The organism is Tepidimonas sp. (assembly GCF_036825565.1).
GTDB lineage: Bacteria > Pseudomonadota > Gammaproteobacteria > Burkholderiales > Burkholderiaceae_C > Tepidimonas.
The window spans coordinates 1-18,082 of record NZ_DAISXZ010000045.1; the positions used below are offsets into that span (position 1 = coordinate 1).

Annotated in this window: 15 protein-coding genes, 2 tRNA genes and 1 pseudogene; 12 read left to right on the forward strand and 6 right to left on the reverse strand. The window is 67.2% G+C overall.

All coding sequences use genetic code 11. The features are described from left to right. The 4 genes and pseudogenes from map to V7026_RS07365 all read right to left on the reverse strand — a co-directional run. Positions 1-741, reverse strand: a 741-nt coding sequence (gene map, locus V7026_RS07350; protein WP_334154752.1) for a type I methionyl aminopeptidase, incomplete at its 3' end; no start/stop codon positions are given. A gap of 23 nt (positions 742-764) precedes the next feature. Continuing rightward, positions 765-841, reverse strand: a tRNA-Arg gene (locus tag V7026_RS07355). A 14-nt stretch (positions 842-855) separates the two neighbouring features. Further along, a tRNA-Pro gene (locus tag V7026_RS07360) sits at positions 856-932 on the reverse strand. A 74-nt stretch (positions 933-1,006) separates the two neighbouring features. Next, a pseudogene (locus V7026_RS07365) lies at positions 1,007-1,375 on the reverse strand (glutathione S-transferase family protein); the annotation flags it as partial. A 186-nt stretch (positions 1,376-1,561) separates the two neighbouring features. Here V7026_RS07365 and rimP point away from each other — a divergent pair. From rimP to V7026_RS07405, 8 genes are read left to right on the forward strand one after another with little or no spacing between them, the layout of a single operon-like run. Next, positions 1,562-2,143 carry a ribosome maturation factor RimP gene (gene rimP / locus V7026_RS07370; protein ID WP_334154753.1) on the forward strand — a complete coding sequence of 194 codons (582 nt, stop codon included), beginning with the start codon at positions 1,562-1,564 and terminating at the stop codon, positions 2,141-2,143. A 33-nt stretch (positions 2,144-2,176) separates the two neighbouring features. Further along, positions 2,177-3,676: a transcription termination factor NusA gene (gene nusA, locus V7026_RS07375; RefSeq protein WP_334154754.1), complete on the forward strand. Its 1,500-nt coding sequence runs from the start codon at positions 2,177-2,179 to the stop codon at positions 3,674-3,676. Positions 3,677-3,704: 28 nt separating this feature from the next. Beyond that, positions 3,705-6,608: a translation initiation factor IF-2 gene (gene infB / locus V7026_RS07380; RefSeq protein ID WP_334154755.1), complete on the forward strand. Its 2,904-nt coding sequence runs from the start codon at positions 3,705-3,707 to the stop codon at positions 6,606-6,608. Between the two features lie 9 nt (positions 6,609-6,617). Beyond that, on the forward strand, positions 6,618-6,992 hold the full coding sequence (rbfA, locus tag V7026_RS07385) for a 30S ribosome-binding factor RbfA (RefSeq protein WP_334154757.1): 375 nt from the start codon (positions 6,618-6,620) through the stop codon (positions 6,990-6,992). Next, positions 6,989-7,948, forward strand: a complete 960-nt coding sequence (gene truB, locus V7026_RS07390; RefSeq protein WP_334154758.1) for a tRNA pseudouridine(55) synthase TruB — start codon at positions 6,989-6,991, stop codon at positions 7,946-7,948. The genes rbfA and truB overlap by 4 nt, the downstream gene beginning before the upstream one ends. After that, the gene (typA, locus tag V7026_RS07395; protein WP_334154759.1) at positions 7,945-9,780 is read left to right on the forward strand and encodes a translational GTPase TypA; all 1,836 of its coding nucleotides are present in this window, start codon (positions 7,945-7,947) and stop codon (positions 9,778-9,780) included. The genes truB and typA overlap by 4 nt, the downstream gene beginning before the upstream one ends. Continuing rightward, a complete protein-coding gene (locus V7026_RS07400) occupies positions 9,777-10,409 on the forward strand; it encodes a DMT family transporter (protein WP_334154760.1) in 633 nt (210 codons plus the stop codon). The genes typA and V7026_RS07400 overlap by 4 nt, the downstream gene beginning before the upstream one ends. Next, on the forward strand, positions 10,406-11,536 hold the full coding sequence (locus tag V7026_RS07405; RefSeq protein ID WP_334154761.1) for an enoyl-CoA hydratase/isomerase family protein: 1,131 nt from the start codon (positions 10,406-10,408) through the stop codon (positions 11,534-11,536). The genes V7026_RS07400 and V7026_RS07405 overlap by 4 nt, the downstream gene beginning before the upstream one ends. 47 nt (positions 11,537-11,583) lie before the next feature. On the opposite strand, the gene smpB is transcribed toward V7026_RS07405, so the two are convergent. Continuing rightward, positions 11,584-12,066, reverse strand: coding sequence for an SsrA-binding protein SmpB (gene smpB / locus V7026_RS07410; RefSeq protein ID WP_334154763.1), 483 nt, complete (start codon positions 12,064-12,066; stop codon positions 11,584-11,586). A 33-nt stretch (positions 12,067-12,099) separates the two neighbouring features. Here smpB and V7026_RS07415 point away from each other — a divergent pair, with 33 nt between their 5' ends. From V7026_RS07415 to guaA, 4 genes are all read left to right on the forward strand, one after another. Continuing rightward, positions 12,100-12,549, forward strand: a complete 450-nt coding sequence (locus V7026_RS07415) for a type II toxin-antitoxin system RatA family toxin (RefSeq protein ID WP_334154765.1) — start codon at positions 12,100-12,102, stop codon at positions 12,547-12,549. A 15-nt stretch (positions 12,550-12,564) separates the two neighbouring features. Continuing rightward, positions 12,565-12,879 (forward strand): RnfH family protein, encoded by a 315-nt coding sequence (locus tag V7026_RS07420; protein WP_334154767.1) that lies wholly within the window; start codon positions 12,565-12,567, stop codon positions 12,877-12,879. A gap of 84 nt (positions 12,880-12,963) precedes the next feature. Beyond that, positions 12,964-14,436 (forward strand): IMP dehydrogenase, encoded by a 1,473-nt coding sequence (gene guaB, locus V7026_RS07425; RefSeq protein WP_334154769.1) that lies wholly within the window; start codon positions 12,964-12,966, stop codon positions 14,434-14,436. A gap of 71 nt (positions 14,437-14,507) precedes the next feature. Continuing rightward, the gene (guaA, locus tag V7026_RS07430; RefSeq protein ID WP_334154770.1) at positions 14,508-16,124 is read left to right on the forward strand and encodes a glutamine-hydrolyzing GMP synthase; all 1,617 of its coding nucleotides are present in this window, start codon (positions 14,508-14,510) and stop codon (positions 16,122-16,124) included. A gap of 31 nt (positions 16,125-16,155) precedes the next feature. Here the strand turns inward: guaA and V7026_RS07435 are convergent, their stop codons facing one another. Next, positions 16,156-17,889, reverse strand: a complete 1,734-nt coding sequence (locus tag V7026_RS07435; protein WP_334154771.1) for an NUDIX hydrolase — start codon at positions 17,887-17,889, stop codon at positions 16,156-16,158. Positions 17,890-18,082 lie beyond the last annotated feature (193 nt).

Here is an 18,082-nt window from a genome sequence, read left to right on the forward strand (position 1 = left end):
GTCTTCGGTGCACAGCACGGTGTGCTCCCACTGGGCGGACAGCGACCGGTCTTTGGTGATGATGGTCCAGCCGTCGCCCAGCTCGCGGATCTCGCGCCGGCCCTGGTTGATCATGGGCTCGATGGTGAACGTCATGCCGGGCCGGATCTCCATGCCCGTGCCGGGGCGGCCGTAGTGCAGCACCTGCGGATCTTCGTGAAAGCGCTGGCCGATGCCGTGGCCGCAGAACTCCCGCACCACGCTGTAGCCGGCGCTCTCGGCATAGGTCTGGATCGCGTGCCCGATATCGCCCAGGCGCACGCCGGGGCGGACCTGTTCGATGCCTTTCCACATGGCCTCGTAGGTCACCTGGCACAAGCGCCGCGCGGGCGGGGGGACCTCACCGACCAAAAACATGCGGCTCGTGTCGCCATGCCAGCCGTCCTTGATGACGGTGACGTCGATGTTGACGATGTCGCCTTTCTTGAGTGGTTTGTTGTTGGGGATGCCGTGGCAGACGACGTGGTTGACCGAGGTGCAGATGCTCTTGGGGTAGGGCTGGTAGCCGCTGGGGGCGTAGTTGAGTGGCGCGGGGATGGCCTGCTGGACGCGCGCGATGTAGTCGTGCGCCAGGCGGTCCAGCTCGTTGGTGGTGACGCCCGGCCGCACGTGCGGTGCCAGGTAGTCCAGCACCTCCGCCGCCAGACGTCCGGCGGTGCGCATGCCCTCGATGCCTGCGGCGTCCTTGATGGTGGCTGTCATGTCGTGAATCGTGCGTGTGCGGCTGGCCCGTCCGGAGGGGATCGAACCCCCGACCCACGGCTTAGAAGGCCGTTGCTCTATCCAGCTGAGCTACGGACGGCAGGGGTATGTTTGTGGTCGGAGCGAAAGGATTCGAACCTTCGACCCTCTGCTCCCAAAGCAGATGCGCTACCAGACTGCGCTACGCTCCGACTTTGACGCGATTGTACCTGCGGTCGGGCATTGGCTAGGGTTGCGAGGCCGCGCTGCACCGCGGGGTGATCGACATCCTAAAATGGTGCACTTGGCCGAGCATGGGGCCGACGCCACCGATCAGGAACATCAGCCCAGGCCGCGCCTCCCAGCGCTGGCGCTCGTCTTGGGCTGGCAGCTTGCCGATTTGCTGGCCAGATTGAGCAGAATCGTCCCGGACTCGAACAGCGCGGCCGGTTTGCCGCTCAGGCCATCGGGGTCGACGATGGCAGGGATTTTGTTGCTGGGGCTGATGCGCAGGAAGTCCGGGGTGAACGGCTCACCTTTGCCGATGTCCACGGGGTGCGTCCGCCAGCCGCGCCCCTGGCGCAAGCCGCACCCCCTTGGGTGCGATGTGAATCTTGTGGCCGTTGGGGGTGGGCCAGGAATAGAGGCCGATGATGGCGGCGCGCGGGCGGGAGGAGGGAGTGCGAATTCGGACCCAGGGTGATAGAATAGTAGCCTCACGACCGAATGGGCGGGTGCACACCGGCCCATTTTTTTTGGTCAAACGCGATCACGCGCCATCCTGCGCGATGGCGCAAGAAGGCACCGCCCGGTGCCGACACGAAAGGCGAAAACGGGACGCATGAGCTGGCAGCAAGTGGTGGAGCAGACGGTGGTCGGGCTCGGATATGACTTGGTGGATCTGGAGCGGTCCGCCGGCGGCTTGTTGCGCGTGACCATCGATTGGCTCTGGGGTGGGGCGCAGGCGCAGGAGCGCTTCATCACCGTCGAGGACTGCGAGCGCGTCACGCGGCAGCTCCAGTATGTCCTGGAAGTTGAGGGCGTGGACTACCGCCGCCTCGAGGTGGGGTCGCCCGGCATCGACCGTCCGCTGCGCCATGCCCGCGATTACGAGCGTTTCGTCGGCGAGACCGTCGACGTCACGCTGCGCGCCCCCATCGGGGCGGTCGGCGCGGGGGCGGTGGCGCCGGGGCGAAAAAAGTTTCGTGGCGTCTTGCGTCGCGGTGAAGCGCCCGGGGCGTGGCAGCTCGAACTGGTCGAGGATGCTCCCGCCAAACTGGCCGCCAAGTCGCCGCGCCGTTCCGCCGAGCCCGTGGCTGTGCAGGTGCTCGGCTTCACGCTCGACGAGGTGCGCGAGGCGCGGCTGGCGCCGATCGTGGATTTCAAGGGGCGTCGCCCGCGCGGCGCCGCCGGTAACGCATAAGAGTACGTAGGCAGTGAAAGGCAGGCCAGAGCAATGAACCGCGAAATGTTGATGTTGATCGATGCCATCTCGCGCGAGAAGAACGTGGAGCCGCGCGTCGTGCTGGGCGCGGTGGAGTCCGCGCTGGCGTCGGCCACCAAAAAGCTGTTGGGCGGCGAGGTGGACGTGCGGGTGTCGATCGACCCCGACACCGGCGCCTACGAAACCTTCCAGCGCTGGAAGGTGGTGCCGGACGAAGCCGGCCTGCAAAACCCCGATGCCGAGGAACTGTACTCCGACGCCGTGGAGGACCATCCTGGCATCCAGGTGGGCGATTTCATCGAAAAGCCGATCGAGAGCGTGCCCGTTGGCCGCATCGGCGCGATGGCGGCCAAACAGGTGATCCTGCAAAAGATCCGTGACGCCGAGCGCGAGATGCTGCTCAACGATTTTTTGTCGCGCGGCGACAAGATCTTCGTGGGCACCGTCAAGCGGCTGGACAAGGGCGATGTGATCGTCGAGAGTGGCCGCGTCGAAGGACGGCTCAAGCGCAGCGAGATGATCCCGAAGGAAAACTTCCGCTCGGGCGACCGCGTGCGGGCCCTCATCATCGAGGTGGACCCGACCCTGCGTGGCGCCCCCATTCTGCTGTCGCGCGCCAGCCCCGAGTTCATGATCGAGCTGTTCCGCCAGGAGGTGCCGGAGATCGAGCAGGGCCTGCTGGAGATCAAGGCCTGTGCCCGCGATCCGGGCAGCCGCGCCAAGATCGCCGTGCTGTCGCACGACCGCCGTATCGACCCCATCGGCACCTGCGTCGGGGTGCGCGGCTCCCGCGTCAACGCGGTGACCAACGAACTGTCTGGCGAGCGCGTGGACATCGTGCTGTGGAGCGACGATCCGGCCCAGTTTGTGATCGGCGCGTTGGCGCCGGCCAATGTGCAGTCCATCGTCGTCGATGAAGAGCGGCACGCGATGGACGTGGTCGTCGACGAGGAAAACCTGGCCATCGCCATCGGCCGCGGCGGGCAGAACGTCCGGCTCGCATCGGACTTGACAGGCTGGAAGATCAACATCATGACGGCCGAGGAATCGGCCGAGAAGCAGGCCCAGGAGCGTCAGGCGCTGCGCGAGCTGTTCATGAGCAAGCTCGACGTCGACGAGGAGATCGCCGACATCCTGATCGAGGAAGGTTTCACCAGCCTCGAGGAAGTGGCCTATGTGCCCCTGCAAGAGATGCTGGAGATCGAGGCCTTCGACGAGGACATCGTCAACGAGCTGCGTGCCCGAGCCAAGGATGCGCTGCTGACGATGGAGATCGCCAAGGAGGAAAGCGTCGAGGAGGTCGCGCAGGATCTGCGCGATCTGGACGGGCTGACCACCGACCTGATCGCCAAGCTGGCCGATGCCGGTGTGCACACGCTCGACGACCTGGCCGATCTGGCCGTCGACGAATTGGTCGAGATCACGGGACAGAGCCGCGAGGAAGCGACGGCCCTGATCATGAAGGCGCGCGAACACTGGTTCGCCGGCGATGCTTCGTCCGCGCGTTCGTGAACAGCCCAGCCGAGGAGAAGGACACCGTATGTCGAGTAACACCGTCGCCGAATTCGCCGCCGAACTGAACAAACCGGTCTCGTTGCTGCTGGAGCAGTTCGTCGCCGCTGGCGTGGACAAGCACGCCGGCAGCGACCCCGTCACCGAGGCGGACAAGCAGCGCCTGCTCGCCCACCTCAAGGCCGCCCACGGCACCCTGGGGCAAGAGCGGCGCAAAATCACGCTGACCAAGCGCTCGACCACCGAGATCAAGCAGGCCGACGCCTCCGGCCGTGCGCGCACCATCCAGGTGGAGGTGCGCAAGAAGCGCACTTTCGTCAAGCGCGACGACGAAGCCGAGCGCGCCAGTGACGCCGCCGCGCAGGCCGAGGAAGCGGCGCAGGCGGCCGAACTGGCCCGCCTGGAAGAAGAGGCGCGGCTGCAGGCGGAGCGCCTGCGTCAGGAAGAGGAAGAACTCGCCCGCAAGCGCCGCGAGCGCGAAGAGGCCGAGGCCCGCGCCGCCGAGGAGGCCCGGCTGGCCCGCGAAGCTGCCGAAGCCCGGGCCCGAGCCGAGCGCGAGGCGGCGGCCCTGAAGGCCCGCGCCGAAATCGCCGTCGCCGCGTCCGGGGAGGCGGCCGCCGACGAGACCGCGCCCTCCGCCCAACCGGCGGCCGATGAGGCGGCGCGTACGGCAGCCGAGCGCGCCGAGGCCGAACAGGCGGAGCAGGCCCGCCGGGCGGCGGAGCAAGCCGCCGAGAAGGCCGCCGAAAAAGCGGCCGAGGAAGCCCGCGTGCGCGAAATCGAGGAGCGTCGCCGCAAGGCGCTGGCCGAGGCGGAAGCCATCCGGGCCATGATGGCCCAGCCGCGCAAGGTGCTGGTGGCGAAGAAGCCCGAGGAACCCAAGCCCGCGGCCGAAGCCAAGCCGGGCATCAAGGGCACGCTGCACAAGCCCGCCGGCACGCCCGCGCGTCCGCCCGCCGGCGCACCGGCGGCGCCCGCGGCGAAAAAAGAGGTCAAGTCCGAGGCGCTGTCGTCGTCGTGGAAGGACGAGGCTGGCAAGAAGAAGGAACTCAAGACGCGCGGCGACAGCGGCCCGGCGCGCTCGGGCAGCAACTGGCGCGCCGGCCCGAAGGGCAAGCCCGGTCGCGGCGGACGGGACGAGCGCGGCGCCGCTGCCGCCCCCGCCAGCGAGCAGCGCGTCATCGAAGTGCACGTGCCCGAGACCATCACCGTGGCCGAACTGGCCCACAAGATGGCGCTCAAGGCGTCTGAGGTCATCAAGCAGCTCATGAAGCTGGGTCAGATGGTGACCATCAACCAATCGCTGGACCAGGACACGGCGATGATCGTCGTCGAGGAACTGGGCCACAAGGCGGTGGCCGCGGCGCTGGACGATCCGGAGGCGTTTTCGGAAGAGGAGGCGGTGCTGTACCAGGGCGAGGAGAAGACCCGCCCGCCGGTCGTCACCGTCATGGGCCACGTCGACCACGGTAAAACCTCGCTGCTGGACTACATCCGCCGCGCCAAGGTCGCGGCGGGCGAGGCCGGTGGCATCACCCAGCACATCGGTGCCTACCATGTGGAGACGCCGCGCGGTGTCGTTACCTTCCTGGACACGCCGGGTCACGAGGCGTTCACCGCGATGCGCGCGCGCGGTGCGCAGGCCACCGACATCGTCATCCTGGTGGTGGCGGCCGACGATGGCGTCATGCCGCAGACGCGCGAGGCGATCAAGCACGCCAAGGCAGCCGGCGTGCCGATCGTGGTGGCGCTCACCAAGATCGACAAACCCGAAGCCAACCCCGACCGCGTCAAGCAGGAGCTGGTCGCCGAGGAGGTGGTGCCCGAGGAGTACGGCGGCGATTCGCCCTTCATCGGCGTGTCGTCCAAGACCGGCCAGGGTATCGACGAGCTGCTGGAGAACGTGCTGCTGCAGGCCGAGGTGCTGGAGCTGAAGGCCCCGGTGGACGCCAAGGCCAAGGGCCTGGTGATCGAGGCGCGGCTGGACAAGGGGCGTGGCCCCGTGGCGACCGCCCTGGTGCAGTCCGGAACGCTGCGCGTCGGCGACGTAGTGCTGGCCGGCCAGACCTATGGCCGTGTGCGCGCCATGCTCGACGAGGCCGGCCGTCCCGTCAAAGAAGCCGGGCCGTCCATCCCCGTGGAGATCCAGGGCCTGGCCGAGGTGCCGCTGGCGGGCGACGACTTCATGGTGATGGCCGATGAGCGCCGCGCGCGCGAAATCGCCACCTACCGCGCCGGCAAGTACCGCAGCACCAAGCTGGCCAAGCAACAGGCGGCCAAGCTGGAGAACATGTTTGCCGAGATGGCGGCGGGCGAGGTCAAGACCCTGCCCATCATCATCAAGGCGGATGTGCAAGGCTCGCAGGAGGCGCTGTCGGCCGCGCTGCTCAAGCTCTCCACCGACGAGGTGCGGGTGCAGCTCGTGTACGCGGGCGTGGGCGGCATCAGCGAATCCGACGTCAACCTGGCGATCGCGTCCAAGGCCATCATCATCGGCTTCAACACCCGCGCCGACGCGAACGCGCGCAAGGTGGCCGAGGCCAGCGACGTCGAGATCCGCTACTACAACATCATCTACGACGCGGTGGACGACCTGAAGGCCGCGATGGCGGGGCTGCTCGCGCCCGAGAAGCGCGAGGAAGTCATCGGCATGGCCGAGATCCGCAGCGTCTTCGTCGCCTCCAAGATCGGTACGGTGGCGGGCTGTATGGTCACGCAGGGCCACGTCACGCGCAGCGCGCATTTCCGCCTGCTGCGCGACAACGTGGTCATCTACACCGGCGAGCTGGAGTCGCTCAAGCGCTTCAAGGACGACGTGCGCGAGGTCAAGGAAGGCTTCGAGTGCGGCATCAAACTCAAGAACTACAACGACATCCAGGAAGGGGATCAGTTGGAGTTCTTCGAGATCAAGGAAGTCGCGCGCACGCTGTAAGAGACCTGCATGGCGACGAGAAAGGCATCCAACCGCGGCCTGAAGGTGGCCGACCAGATCCAGCGCGACCTGAGCGAGCTGATCCCGCGCGAGCTCAAGGATCCGCGTCTGGGCATGGTCACCATCCAGGCCGTCGAGGTGTCGCCCGACTATGCGCACGCCAAGGTGTACTTCAGCGTGCTGGTCGGTGACCCGCAAGACAGCCAGGATGCGCTCAACCAGGGCGCGGGTTTTTTGCGCAATGCCTTGTTCAAGCGGCTGCACATCCACACGGTGCCGACGCTGCACTTCGTCTACGACCGCTCGATCGAGCGGGCGGCGGACATGAACGCCCTGATCGCCAAGGCGGTCGCCTCGCGCGGCAAGGACGAGGACGCGATATGACGGCCGAGCCCCGTGCACGGGTGCCGCGGCGCCCCGTGCACGGGGTGCTGCTGCTGGACAAACCCGTCGGTTTTTCGGCACAGGCTGCGGTGTCCAAGGTCAAATGGCTGCTGGCGGCTGAAAAGGCCGGCCACACCGGCACGCTGGACCCGCTGGCCAGCGGGCTGCTGCCGGTGTGCCTGGGCGCGGCCACCAAATTTGCGCAGGTGCAACTGGAGGCCGACAAAGCCTACGAGGCCGTGCTGCGCCTGGGTGTGCGCACCACCACCGGCGATGCCGAGGGCGAGGTGATCGCCACCGCGCCGGTGGACGCGGCCCGGCTGACCCCCTCGCGGCTGGCCGAGCTGGCGCGCCGCTTCACCGGCGTGATCGAGCAGATTCCGCCGATGCACAGCGCGCTGAAAAAAGACGGCAAGGCGCTGTACGAATATGCGCGTGCGGGCATCGAGGTCGAGCGCGTGCCGCGCCGCGTGACGATCCATGCGTTGACGCTGGAGCCGATGCCCGACGACCCCGCCGCGCTGCGCCTGCGAGTGCGCTGCAGCAAAGGCACCTATGTGCGCACGCTGGCCGAGGACATCGGCGCGGCGCTGGGCTGTGGCGCGCACCTGACCGCGCTGCGGCGCACCGCCACCGGGGGGCTGACGCTGCCGCAGGCGATCACGCTGGACGCGCTGGAAGCCCTGTCCCCACCGCAACGCCTGCGCTGTCTGTTGCCCCCCGAGACCTTGCTGGAAGGGGTGCCGCGCGTCGTGCTGGATGAGCGCGAGGCGGGCCGTTTCCTGAGTGGTTTGCGCCGCCGCGGCCCATGGCCGTCCGCTGAACTCGTCGCCGTATTTGGCGACCGCCCGCGCGCCCTTCTGGGCACCGCCCGCTGTGCCGGCGGCGAATTGATTCCGGCGCGTCTGCTCGCGCCCACCGAAGTTTCCCAATATCTGCAACAGGCTGCACCATGACCTCCCGTCCCCCGATCCGCAACATCGCGATCATCGCCCACGTCGACCACGGCAAAACGACCATGGTGGACCAACTGCTGCGCCAGTCCGGCACCTTTGCCGCCCACGAGAAGTTGGAGGACACGGTCATGGACAGCAACGCGCTCGAACGCGAGCGGGGTATCACCATCTTGGCCAAGAACTGCGCCGTGCGCTGGAACGGCACGCACATCAACATCGTGGACACACCGGGCCACGCCGACTTTGGCGGCGAGGTCGAGCGCGCGCTGTCCATGGTGGATGGCGTGCTGCTGCTCATCGATGCCCAGGAAGGGCCGATGCCGCAGACGCGCTTCGTGACCAAGAAGGCGCTGGCGCTGGGCCTCAAGCCCATCGTGGTGGTCAACAAGGTGGACAAGCCCGGGGCCAACTGCGACAAGGTGATCAACGCCGCGTTCGACCTGTTCGACAAGCTAGGGGCGACTGACGAACAGCTGGATTTTCCGGTGGTGTATGCCTCGGGCATCAACGGCTGGTCGTCGCTGACCGAGGGGGCGCCTGGCGAGCGCTGGGGGCCGGACATGTCCGCGCTGTTCGAGACCATCCTCAAGCATGTGCCCGCCCACGAAGGCGATCCTGCTGCGCCGCTGCAACTGCAGATTTCGGCGCTGGACTACAACAGCTTCGTGGGCCGCATTGGCGTGGGCCGCATCAACGCCGGCACGCTGCGGCCGGCGATGGATGTGCTGGTCATGGAGGGACCGGACGGGCGGCAGTTCAAGGGCCGCATCAACCAGGTACACAAGTTCCAGGGTTTGGACCGGGTGCAGGTGAGCGAAGCGGGGCCGGGCGACATCGTACTGATCAACGGCATCGACGAGATCGGCATTGGTGTGACGGTCACCGACATCGCCAACCCGCGGCCGCTGCCCATGCTCAAGATCGACGAGCCGACGCTGACGATGAATTTTTGCGTCAACACCTCGCCGCTGGCGGGGCGCGAGGGCAAGTTTGTCACCAGCCGGCAGATCTGGGACCGGCTGCAAAAGGAGTTGCAGTCCAACGTCGCGCTGCGCGTGCGCGAGACGGGCGAGGATGGGGTCTTCGAAGTCTCGGGCCGGGGCGAGCTGCACCTGACCATCTTGCTGGAGAACATGCGCCGCGAGGGCTACGAGCTGGCCGTGAGCAAGCCGCGCGTCGTGTTCAAAGAGATCGACGGCGTGCGGTGCGAGCCGATCGAGCTGGTGACCTGCGACATCGAGGAGCAGCACCAGGGCGGCGTGATGCAGGCGCTGGGCGAGCGCAAGGGCGAGCTGGTCAACATGGAGCCCGACGGCCGCGGCCGCGTGCGGTTGGAGTACCGCATCCCGGCGCGAGGGCTGATCGGTTTTTCCAACGAATTCCTCAACCTCACGCGCGGCTCGGGCCTGATCTCCAATATCTTTGACGGCTACGAGCCGCACAAGGGCGACATCGGCGGTCGCAAGAACGGCGTGCTCATCAGCATGGACGACGGCGAGATCTTCACCTACGCGCTGGGCAAGCTGGACGATCGCGGCCGCATGTTCGTCAAGGCCGGCGACCCGGTGTACGAGGGCATGATCGTCGGCGTGCACAACCGCGACAACGACCTGGTGGTCAATGCGACGCGCACCAAGCAGCTGACCAATTTCCGCGTCTCGGGCAAGGAGGATGCGATCAAGATCACCCCGCCCATCGAGCTGACGCTGGAGTACGCGGTCGAGTTCATCGAGGATGACGAGCTGGTGGAAATCACGCCCAAGAGCATCCGCCTGCGCAAGCGCTACCTGAAGGAGCACGAGCGCAAGCGCGCCGCGCGGGAAGGCGCATGACGCTGCGTCACGGGCAGGCCGTCGCCCTGATGGTGGCGGTGACGTTCCTGTGGGCGACGGCGGGCGTGGTCACGCGCCAGCTTGAGCAGGCGCAGGCGTTCGAGATCACCTTCTGGCGCAGCGCGTTCACCGCGCTGTCGCTGGCGCTGATCCTGCCTCTGTGGCAGGGGCGCGGCGTGTGGCGCCGGATGGTCACCAGCGGCCGCGCTCTGTGGTGGTCGGGGGTGTGCTGGGCGGTCATGTTCACCGCCTTCATGATCGCGCTGGCGCTGACCAGTGTGGCCAATGTGCTGATCACGCTGGCGGCCGGGCCGCTGCTGACGGCGCTCATCTCGCGCCTGTTCTTCGGGCAGCGGCTGGCGCGACAGACCTGCGCGGCCATCGTGGTGGCGGGCCTGGGCATCGCGTGGATGTTTGCGCGCCAACTGGGCGAGGGCGGCTGGCTGGGCAGCGTGGTGGCGCTGGGCGCCCCGCTGGGGGGCGCCTTCAACTGGAATCTGGTGCAGCGCAGCCAGCGCGAAGGGCACGGGGTGGATTTGGTGCCCGCCGTCTGGCAAGGCGGCGCCCTGGTGCTGGGCGCATTGCTGACCCACCTGTGGTTGACCCAACGGAAGGAGACACCCGCATGACCTCGCGCTGGAGCGATTTCGTCCACATCGAGCGCACGCCCAACGGCGTCGGGCGCATCACTCTCGACCGGCCGAAGGCCCTCAATGCCCTGGACCTGGGCATGATCCGGGCACTTGCCGAGGCGTTGCTCGCCTGGCGCGATGATCCCGCCGTGGTGGCGGTGGCGATTCGCGGCACGTCCAAGGACGGGCCGTTCGGGGCCTTTTGCGCGGGCGGGGATATCCGCTTCTTCCATGAGGCCGCGCTGGCGGGCGATCCGCGGCTGGAGGACTTCTTTACCGAGGAGTACGCCCTCAACCACCTGATCTTTACCTACCCCAAGCCGTATATCGCTTTCATGGACGGCATCGTCATGGGTGGCGGTATGGGCATCAGCCAGGGCGGGCGCTGCCGCATCGTCACCGAGCGGACCAAGATGGCCATGCCCGAGACCAACATCGGGCTGTTCCCAGATGTCGGCGGAGGGCATTTCCTGAGCCGCTGCCCGGGTCATGTCGGGGAGTATCTGGGGCTGACCGGGGTGGTGGTCGGGGCAGATGCGGCGCTGGCCTGGGGCCTGGCCGATGTGGCCGCCCCGGCGGCCGATCTGCCGCGCGCGTGGGAGGCACTCGCCACGGTGCAGGCGGACAGCCCCGGGGTGTTCGAGGCCGCCTGGCGCAGCTGGACGGCGCAGGCAGGCTGGCGCAGTGCGGGGCCACGCACGGTGGCGCCGCTAGCGCCGGAGGTGGATGCCGCCTTTGGTGCCGACACCGTGGGCGGCATCGTGCAGGCGCTGCAGGCGGCCGGCACGGACGCGGCGGCACAGGCCCTGGCCACACTGCGCCTGCGCAGCCCGCTGATGCTGCATGTGGTGCTGGAACATGTGCGGCGCGCGCGGGGCATGACCCTGGCCGAGGATCTGCGCCTGGAGCGGGACCTGGTGCGGCATTGTTTCCATCCCCGCCATCTGGGGCGCTCGCCGGCCGAAGGGGAGACGGTCGAGGGCATCCGCGCCCTGGCGGTGGACAAGGACCAGCAGCCGCGCTGGAACCCGGCGCGCATCGAGGACGTGACGGCGGCTATGGTGACGCCGTTCTTCGACAGCCCCTGGCCCGCGCACGCGCATCCACTCGGGCATTTGCGCTGACACGTTCCCCCCGGTGCCGGGCGCCGCCGGAGTAGGGTGGCCGGGGATCAACGCATGCGGTGTTTGAGCGCGCGCTCCACCTCGCGCTTGCCCTCGCGCTCTTTGATGGTGTCGCGCTTGTCGTGCTGCGCTTTGCCGCGCGCCAGCGCGATTTCGCATTTGACGCGGCCGTTTTTCCAGTGCAGGTTCAGCGGCACCAGGGTGTAGCCCTTTTGCTCCACCTTGCCGATGAGGCGGCGGATCTCGGCCTTGTGCATCAACAGCTTGCGCGTGCGGTCGGTGTCCGCCCGAACGTGTGTGGACGTGCTGCGCAGCGGGTGGATCAGGCAGCCGATCAGGAACAGCTCGCCGTCGCGCACCACGACATAGCCCTCGGTGATCTGCACCTTGCCGTCGCGGATGGCCTTCACCTCCCAGCCCTGCAGGACGACCCCGGCCTCGAAGCGCTCTTCGATGTGGTAATTGAAGAACGCCTTCCTGTTTTCGGCGATACGGCTGTCGGTGGCGGCTTTGGACTTGGGGGCGGACATGGGACCTACAATCGGGGCAGGGCCGACGATTGTATGAAACCGAAAACCGTCCGCAAGTCCGTGCTCGTCTGGCACAGCCCGCACGAGATGTTTCAGCTGGTCAGCGACGTGGAGCGCTACCCCGACTTTCTGCCGTGGTGCGCGTCCGGCCAGGTGCTCGAGCGCACATCGGACGGCATGGTGGCATCAATCGGCATGGCCTTTGGTGGCGTGCGCAAAAGCTTCACCACCCGCAATGTGCACGAGGCCGACCGCCGCATCCATCTGCGCCTGGTGGAGGGGCCGTTTTCCCAGCTGGAGGGGCATTGGGAGTTCTTGCCCGTGGGCGACGGCGACGCGCGCGCCTGCAAGATCGAGTTTTCGCTGCGGTACGGGTTTTCCAGCAGCGTGCTGGCGGCCCTGGTGGGGCCGGTGTTCGACCGCATTGCCGATTCCCTGGTGGACGCCTTCGTCAAACGGGCCGACCAGGTGTATGGGACGTGAGGTGCGGGGGGTGAAATGCGCGTGACCGTGGTCTGGGCCTTGGCCCCCCGAACCGTGCAGGAGGTCGCCCTGGATCTGCCCGACGGGGCGACGGTGGCGCAGGCGCTGGCCGTTACCGGTTGGGACCTCGGGCCGCTCGATGCGAGGCCGGGCGGCTTGGCGTCGAGCGTCTGGGGTCGGCGTGTGACCCCGGATACACCGCTGCGCGACGGTGACCGGCTGGAGCTGACCCGACCGCTGCGGGTGGACCCCAAGGTCGCGCGGCGGGAACGCTTCCAGCGCCAAGGCGCGCGCGCGGCTGGCCTGTTTGCCCGCACCCCCAAACGTTGACGCGCCGGGGCTCACCCTTCGGGCGGACCGGGCCCCGTGCGGTGCCGATGCCCCGAATACAATAGCGTTTTTGGAGCCCATCCCATGCGCCTGCTCGGAAAAGCGTTGACCTTCGACGATGTGTTGTTGGTCCCCGCGTACTCGCAAGTTTTGCCCAAGGACACGTCGCTGGCCACCCGCTTTACCCGCGACATCACCCTCAACCTGCCGCTGGTGTCGGCCGCCATGGACACCGTCACCGAGGCCCGGCTGGCGATCGCCATCGCGCAGGAAGGCGGCATCGGCATCATCCACAAGAACCTGTCGGTGCAGGAGCAGGCCGCGCAGGTGGCCAAGGTCAAGCGCTACGAATCCGGCGTGCTGCGCGATCCGGTGGTCATCAGCCCCGACACCACGGTGCGCCAGGTCGTCAAGCTGTCGGACGAGCTGGGTGTCTCGGGCTTTCCGGTCGTCGAAGGCGGCAAGGTCGTCGGCATCGTCACCGGGCGTGACCTGCGCTTCGAGACGCGCATGGACGCCCCGGTGCGCGAGATCATGACGCCGCGCGAGCGGCTGGTCACCGTGCCGGAGGGCACCACGCCGGAGGCGGCCAAGGCGCTGCTGAACAAGCACAAGCTGGAGCGGCTGCTGGTCGTCAACGACGCCTTCGAGCTCAAGGGCCTGATCACCGTCAAGGACATCACCAAGCAGCTTAATTTCCCCAACGCCGCGCGCGACGACAACGGCCGCCTGCGCGTCGGCGCCGCGGTCGGCGTCGGCCCCGGCACCGACGAGCGCGTCGAGGCGCTGGTCAAGGCCGGCGTGGACGTGATCGTCGTCGACACCGCGCACGGCCACAGCAAGGGCGTGCTGGACCGCGTGCGCTGGGTCAAGCACAACTTCCCGCAGGTGCAGGTCATCGGCGGCAACATCGCCACTGGCGAGGCCGCCCGCGCGCTGGCGGAGGCCGGGGCGGACGCGGTCAAGGTCGGCATCGGGCCGGGCTCCATCTGCACCACGCGCATCGTCGCCGGGGTCGGCGTGCCGCAGATCACCGCCATCGACAACGTGGCCACGGCGCTCAAGGGGACGGGTGTGCCGCTGATCGCCGACGGCGGCATCCGCTACAGCGGCGACATCGCCAAGGCCCTGGCCGCCGGCGCGCACTGCGTGATGATGGGCGGCATGTTCGCCGGCACCGAGGAGGCGCCCGGCGAGGTGATCCTGTACCAGGGCCGCAGCTACAAGAGCTACCGCGGCATGGGCTCGATCGGTGCGATGAAGGCCGGCAGCGCCGACCGTTACTTTCAGGAAAACGACGAGGCCGCCAACCCCAACGCCGACAAGCTGGTGCCCGAGGGTATCGAGGGCCGCGTGCCGTACAAAGGCTCGGTGGTGACGATCATCTTTCAGATGGCCGGCGGCATCCGCGCGGCGCTGGGCTACTGTGGCTGCGCCAGCATCGCCGAGCTACACGAGAAGGCCGCCTTCGTCGAGATCACCGCCGCCGGCATCCGCGAAAGCCACGTGCACGACGTGCAGATCACCAAGGAAGCGCCGAACTACCGGCTGGATTGATACCACGCCGCGCCGAGGGCCGCCGGCGAGGCGGCCCTTCGCTTTGTCGGCCCCGCAGCGGATATGACCCGATGAACCACGACAAGATCCTCATCCTCGACTTCGGCTCGCAGGTCACGCAGCTGATCGCGCGGCGCGTGCGCGAGGCGCACGTCTATTGCGAGGTGCACCCCTGCGACGTCAGCGGCGAGTGGGTGCGGCAGTACGCCGCCGACGGGCGGCTCAAGGGCGTGATCCTTTCGGGCAGCCACGCCAGCGTCTACGAGGTGGACGACCGCGCGCCCGATGCGGTGTTCGAGCTGGGCGTGCCGGTGCTGGGCATCTGCTACGGCATGCAGACGATGGCACAGCAGCTCGGCGGGCGCGTGGAGGGCTCGCCGGTGCGCGAGTTTGGCTACGCCGAGGTGCGCGCGCGCGGCCACACCGCGCTGCTGAAGGACATCGCCGACTTCCACACCCCCGAGGGGCATGGGATGCTCAAGGTGTGGATGAGCCACGGCGACAAGGTGGTGGAGCTGCCGCCCGGCTTCAAGCTGATGGCCAGCACCGACTCCTGCCCGATCGCCGGCATGGCCGACGAGGCGCGGCGCTTCTACGGCGTGCAGTTCCACCCGGAGGTGACGCACACCGTGCAGGGGCGGGCGATCCTGGAGCGCTTCGTGCTGGAGATCTGCGGCGCCAGGCCCGACTGGATCATGCGCGACCACATCGAGGAGGCGGTGGCGGCCATCCGCGCCCAGGTCGGCGACGAGGAGGTGCTGCTGGGCCTCTCGGGAGGGGTCGATTCCTCGGTGGCGGCAGCGCTCATCCACCGGGCGATTGGCGACCAGCTCACCTGCGTGTTCGTCGATCATGGCCTGCTGCGCCTGCACGAAGGCGACATGGTGATGGACATGTTCGCCGGCAAGCTGCACGCCCGGGTGATCCGGGTGGACGCCAGCGACCTGTTCCTGCGCGAGCTGGCTGGCGTGACCGACCCCGAGCGCAAGCGCAAGATCATCGGGCGGCTGTTCGTCGATGTCTTCAAGGCCGAGGCGGAAAAGCTCAAGGCCGCGCGCCCCGGCTCCAAGGGCATCCAGTGGCTGGCGCAGGGCACCATCTACCCGGACGTGATCGAGTCCGGCGGCGCCAAGAGCAAGAAAGCCGTCACGATCAAGAGCCACCACAACGTCGGCGGCCTGCCCGAGCAGCTGGGCCTCAAGCTCCTGGAGCCGCTGCGCGACCTGTTCAAGGACGAGGTGCGCGAGCTCGGCGTGGCGCTGGGCCTGCCGCACGACATGGTGTACCGCCACCCGTTCCCGGGGCCGGGCCTGGGCGTGCGCATCCTTGGCGAGGTGAAGAAGGAATACGCCGACCTGCTGCGCCGGGCGGATGCCATCTTCATCGAGGAGCTGCGCTCCACCATCGAGCCGAACTCCGGCAAAAGCTGGTACGACCTCGTCAGCCAGGCGTTTGCGGTGTTCCTGCCGGTCAAGAGCGTCGGCGTGATGGGCGACGGCCGCACCTACGACTACGTGGTGGCGCTGCGCGCGGTGCAGACCAGCGACTTCATGACCGCCGACTGGGCCGAGCTGCCCTACAGCCTGCTCAAGCGCGTCTCCAGCCGCATCATCAACGAGGTGCGCGGCATCAACCGCGTGACCTACGACGTCAGCTCCAAGCCGCCGGCGACGATCGAGTGGGAATGATCCCGCGTCCGGCATCCGCCGATACGGGCAGTCAGCTCAGCATTGCCTGCACGGCCTTGATGATGGGGGCGTCGTTCTTGTGGGTCAGTATTTCAGGCAGTCTGTCGATCGGGATCAGCATGACGGCCTGGCTTTCCCAGCCCATGTCGCCGGGGTGGCCGCTGATACGGCGGGCTAGGTAATAGCGGGTGTAGCTCGTTGATCGGGGCACATCCACCAGAAAACGGGTCAGCTGTACGCGGAGGCCGGCTTCTTCGTAGGCTTCCCGGATCGCGGCGGCTTGCAGGCTAGTGCCGGGGGAGTAGGTGCCCTTGGGGAAGGTCGCCTGGTAACCGCCGTAGGCGTTGCTGGGGGCCACTGCCCAGACACGCCCGTCGTCCTCGACGATGACCACGCCGGCTGCGGCTTTCTTGCCTTTGGGGAGGTTGAGGTCGGGTTCTTCCACCGGATGTTGCTCAGCCAATCGCTGCCACCCGGCATGGTCGGTTGGCGCATCATCCCATGAGGCAAAGGGTATCGCTGCCAGTTCTGACGGCATCGGGCCATCCGGGATGACGATGGCGATGCTCTCGGGATCCTGCCAGGTCCACAGGGCCGTGGGCGTGCTGGGGTGGGCGAGCTTGGCGGGATTGCCGTTATCATCGCAGCGCGGGTGTACCGGCGGGCCGGGCTGGAGAACTTCTTCCTCGTCCTCGAGTGCGTCGTCTTCCTCCAGTTCTACATCCAGGGCCTCCAGCTCGCGCAGCAATTTCTTGAAGCTGGACTGCTGACTTTCCTCAATAGGCACTTCGTCGAAATCCTCCGGGTTCTCTTCAGGCACGAGGCAATTCCCGGCTTCTTCGTCCCGCTGCATGAAGCGTGAGCGGTTCGCCCAGGTGAAGTCACTGAGCGTTACATCCGGGAAGTAAAGCGTGTGAGTCCCCAGGATCACACTGGCAGTGAATTCGCGCAGGACGGCGACAAACTCGAACAGCGCGTTCAGGTTGTGAGGAGACGAGTCATTGGCCCAGTCGGCGATGATTTTTGCAATTGCCGTCGACAGGCCGGCCAGTCCTTCGCTGAGGATGCAGTGCAGGTTCTCATCGGCGTACCAGTCCGGGTCCAGCGCCAGCGTCCGGATGACAGCCTTGCCCAATCCCTGCTCGGTGCGCCAGGCTTCCAGCCCGTGGAAGCTCTCGTCAGCGCCGCTGAGCACCGATGCAATGCGTTCGTTGGCGCTCAGCACATCGGAGAAGCTGGCGGGTTCATAATCGGGCAAGGCATCCAGCCCGGAACAGTATTTGGGCAGCTCCTTGCAGAGGATGCGCCAGAAATAGGGGGTAATCAGCTCCATGATCACGGACGGAGAACCCAGATAGCCGGGCTGCGTCGCCTCCTTCAGGGCAGAGACGAAGCTTGACTCGTGGGGCTGATGGGCCTCGTCGCTGGCGTAATAGCTCAGCACGTCGAGCAAGGTATTCCAGGCGTCATCGCGGGTGCCGCCATAGTCGGGCCCCAGGTTGATCCTTACCCTGCGCGCAACCCCGCCGTCACCGTCGTCGTCGAACACCACCTCGTACATCTTGATGCCCGTCCAGCTGCGGTGGATATGCAGGATGTTGTCCTCAAAGTAGAGGAACCACTTCTCGTTCTGGTCGGACGGGACGAACCCGCGCCGGAGGTTGTGCATGTGCGCGGCGTTGAAATGCAGCTCGATCTTCATGTCCTCATACGAGGCAGGCATCGGCTTGAGGTCTGGCCAATCGCTCTTGGTGGCGATATGCATGGTTGCGGCTCCGTTGCAAAAGGGCTTCACGCCCTCATTGAATCGGCCTGCAGGGCAGTCACAACCGGCAGGCCTTTGGTTCAAGAGGATGCGTATTCCACGCCATGGCGGACACGATTCCATGCTGATGGCGGACAGTGTTCCAGCGTGAAGCCGGACGCGGTTCCACGCTGAAGGCGGACAGCATTCCAAA

Bases quoted from the DNA above. Each gene is read 5' to 3' on its own strand.
- V7026_RS07415 (WP_334154765.1), top strand. From the start codon at position 12,100: ATGAAACCGAAAACCGTCCGCAAGTCCGTGCTCGTCTGGCACAGCCCG.
- truB (WP_334154758.1), top strand. From the start codon at position 6,989: ATGACGGCCGAGCCCCGTGCACGGGTGCCGCGGCGCCCCGTGCACGGG.
- typA (WP_334154759.1), top strand. From the start codon at position 7,945: ATGACCTCCCGTCCCCCGATCCGCAACATCGCGATCATCGCCCACGTC.
- guaA (WP_334154770.1), top strand. From the start codon at position 14,508: ATGAACCACGACAAGATCCTCATCCTCGACTTCGGCTCGCAGGTCACG.
- nusA (WP_334154754.1), top strand. From the start codon at position 2,177: ATGAACCGCGAAATGTTGATGTTGATCGATGCCATCTCGCGCGAGAAG.
- V7026_RS07400 (WP_334154760.1), top strand. From the start codon at position 9,777: ATGACGCTGCGTCACGGGCAGGCCGTCGCCCTGATGGTGGCGGTGACG.
- guaB (WP_334154769.1), top strand. From the start codon at position 12,964: ATGCGCCTGCTCGGAAAAGCGTTGACCTTCGACGATGTGTTGTTGGTC.
- smpB (WP_334154763.1), bottom strand. From the start codon at position 12,066: ATGTCCGCCCCCAAGTCCAAAGCCGCCACCGACAGCCGTATCGCCGAA.
- rimP (WP_334154753.1), top strand. From the start codon at position 1,562: ATGAGCTGGCAGCAAGTGGTGGAGCAGACGGTGGTCGGGCTCGGATAT.
- V7026_RS07405 (WP_334154761.1), top strand. From the start codon at position 10,406: ATGACCTCGCGCTGGAGCGATTTCGTCCACATCGAGCGCACGCCCAAC.
- infB (WP_334154755.1), top strand. From the start codon at position 3,705: ATGTCGAGTAACACCGTCGCCGAATTCGCCGCCGAACTGAACAAACCG.
- V7026_RS07435 (WP_334154771.1), bottom strand. From the start codon at position 17,889: ATGCATATCGCCACCAAGAGCGATTGGCCAGACCTCAAGCCGATGCCT.
- rbfA (WP_334154757.1), top strand. From the start codon at position 6,618: ATGGCGACGAGAAAGGCATCCAACCGCGGCCTGAAGGTGGCCGACCAG.
- V7026_RS07420 (WP_334154767.1), top strand. From the start codon at position 12,565: ATGCGCGTGACCGTGGTCTGGGCCTTGGCCCCCCGAACCGTGCAGGAG.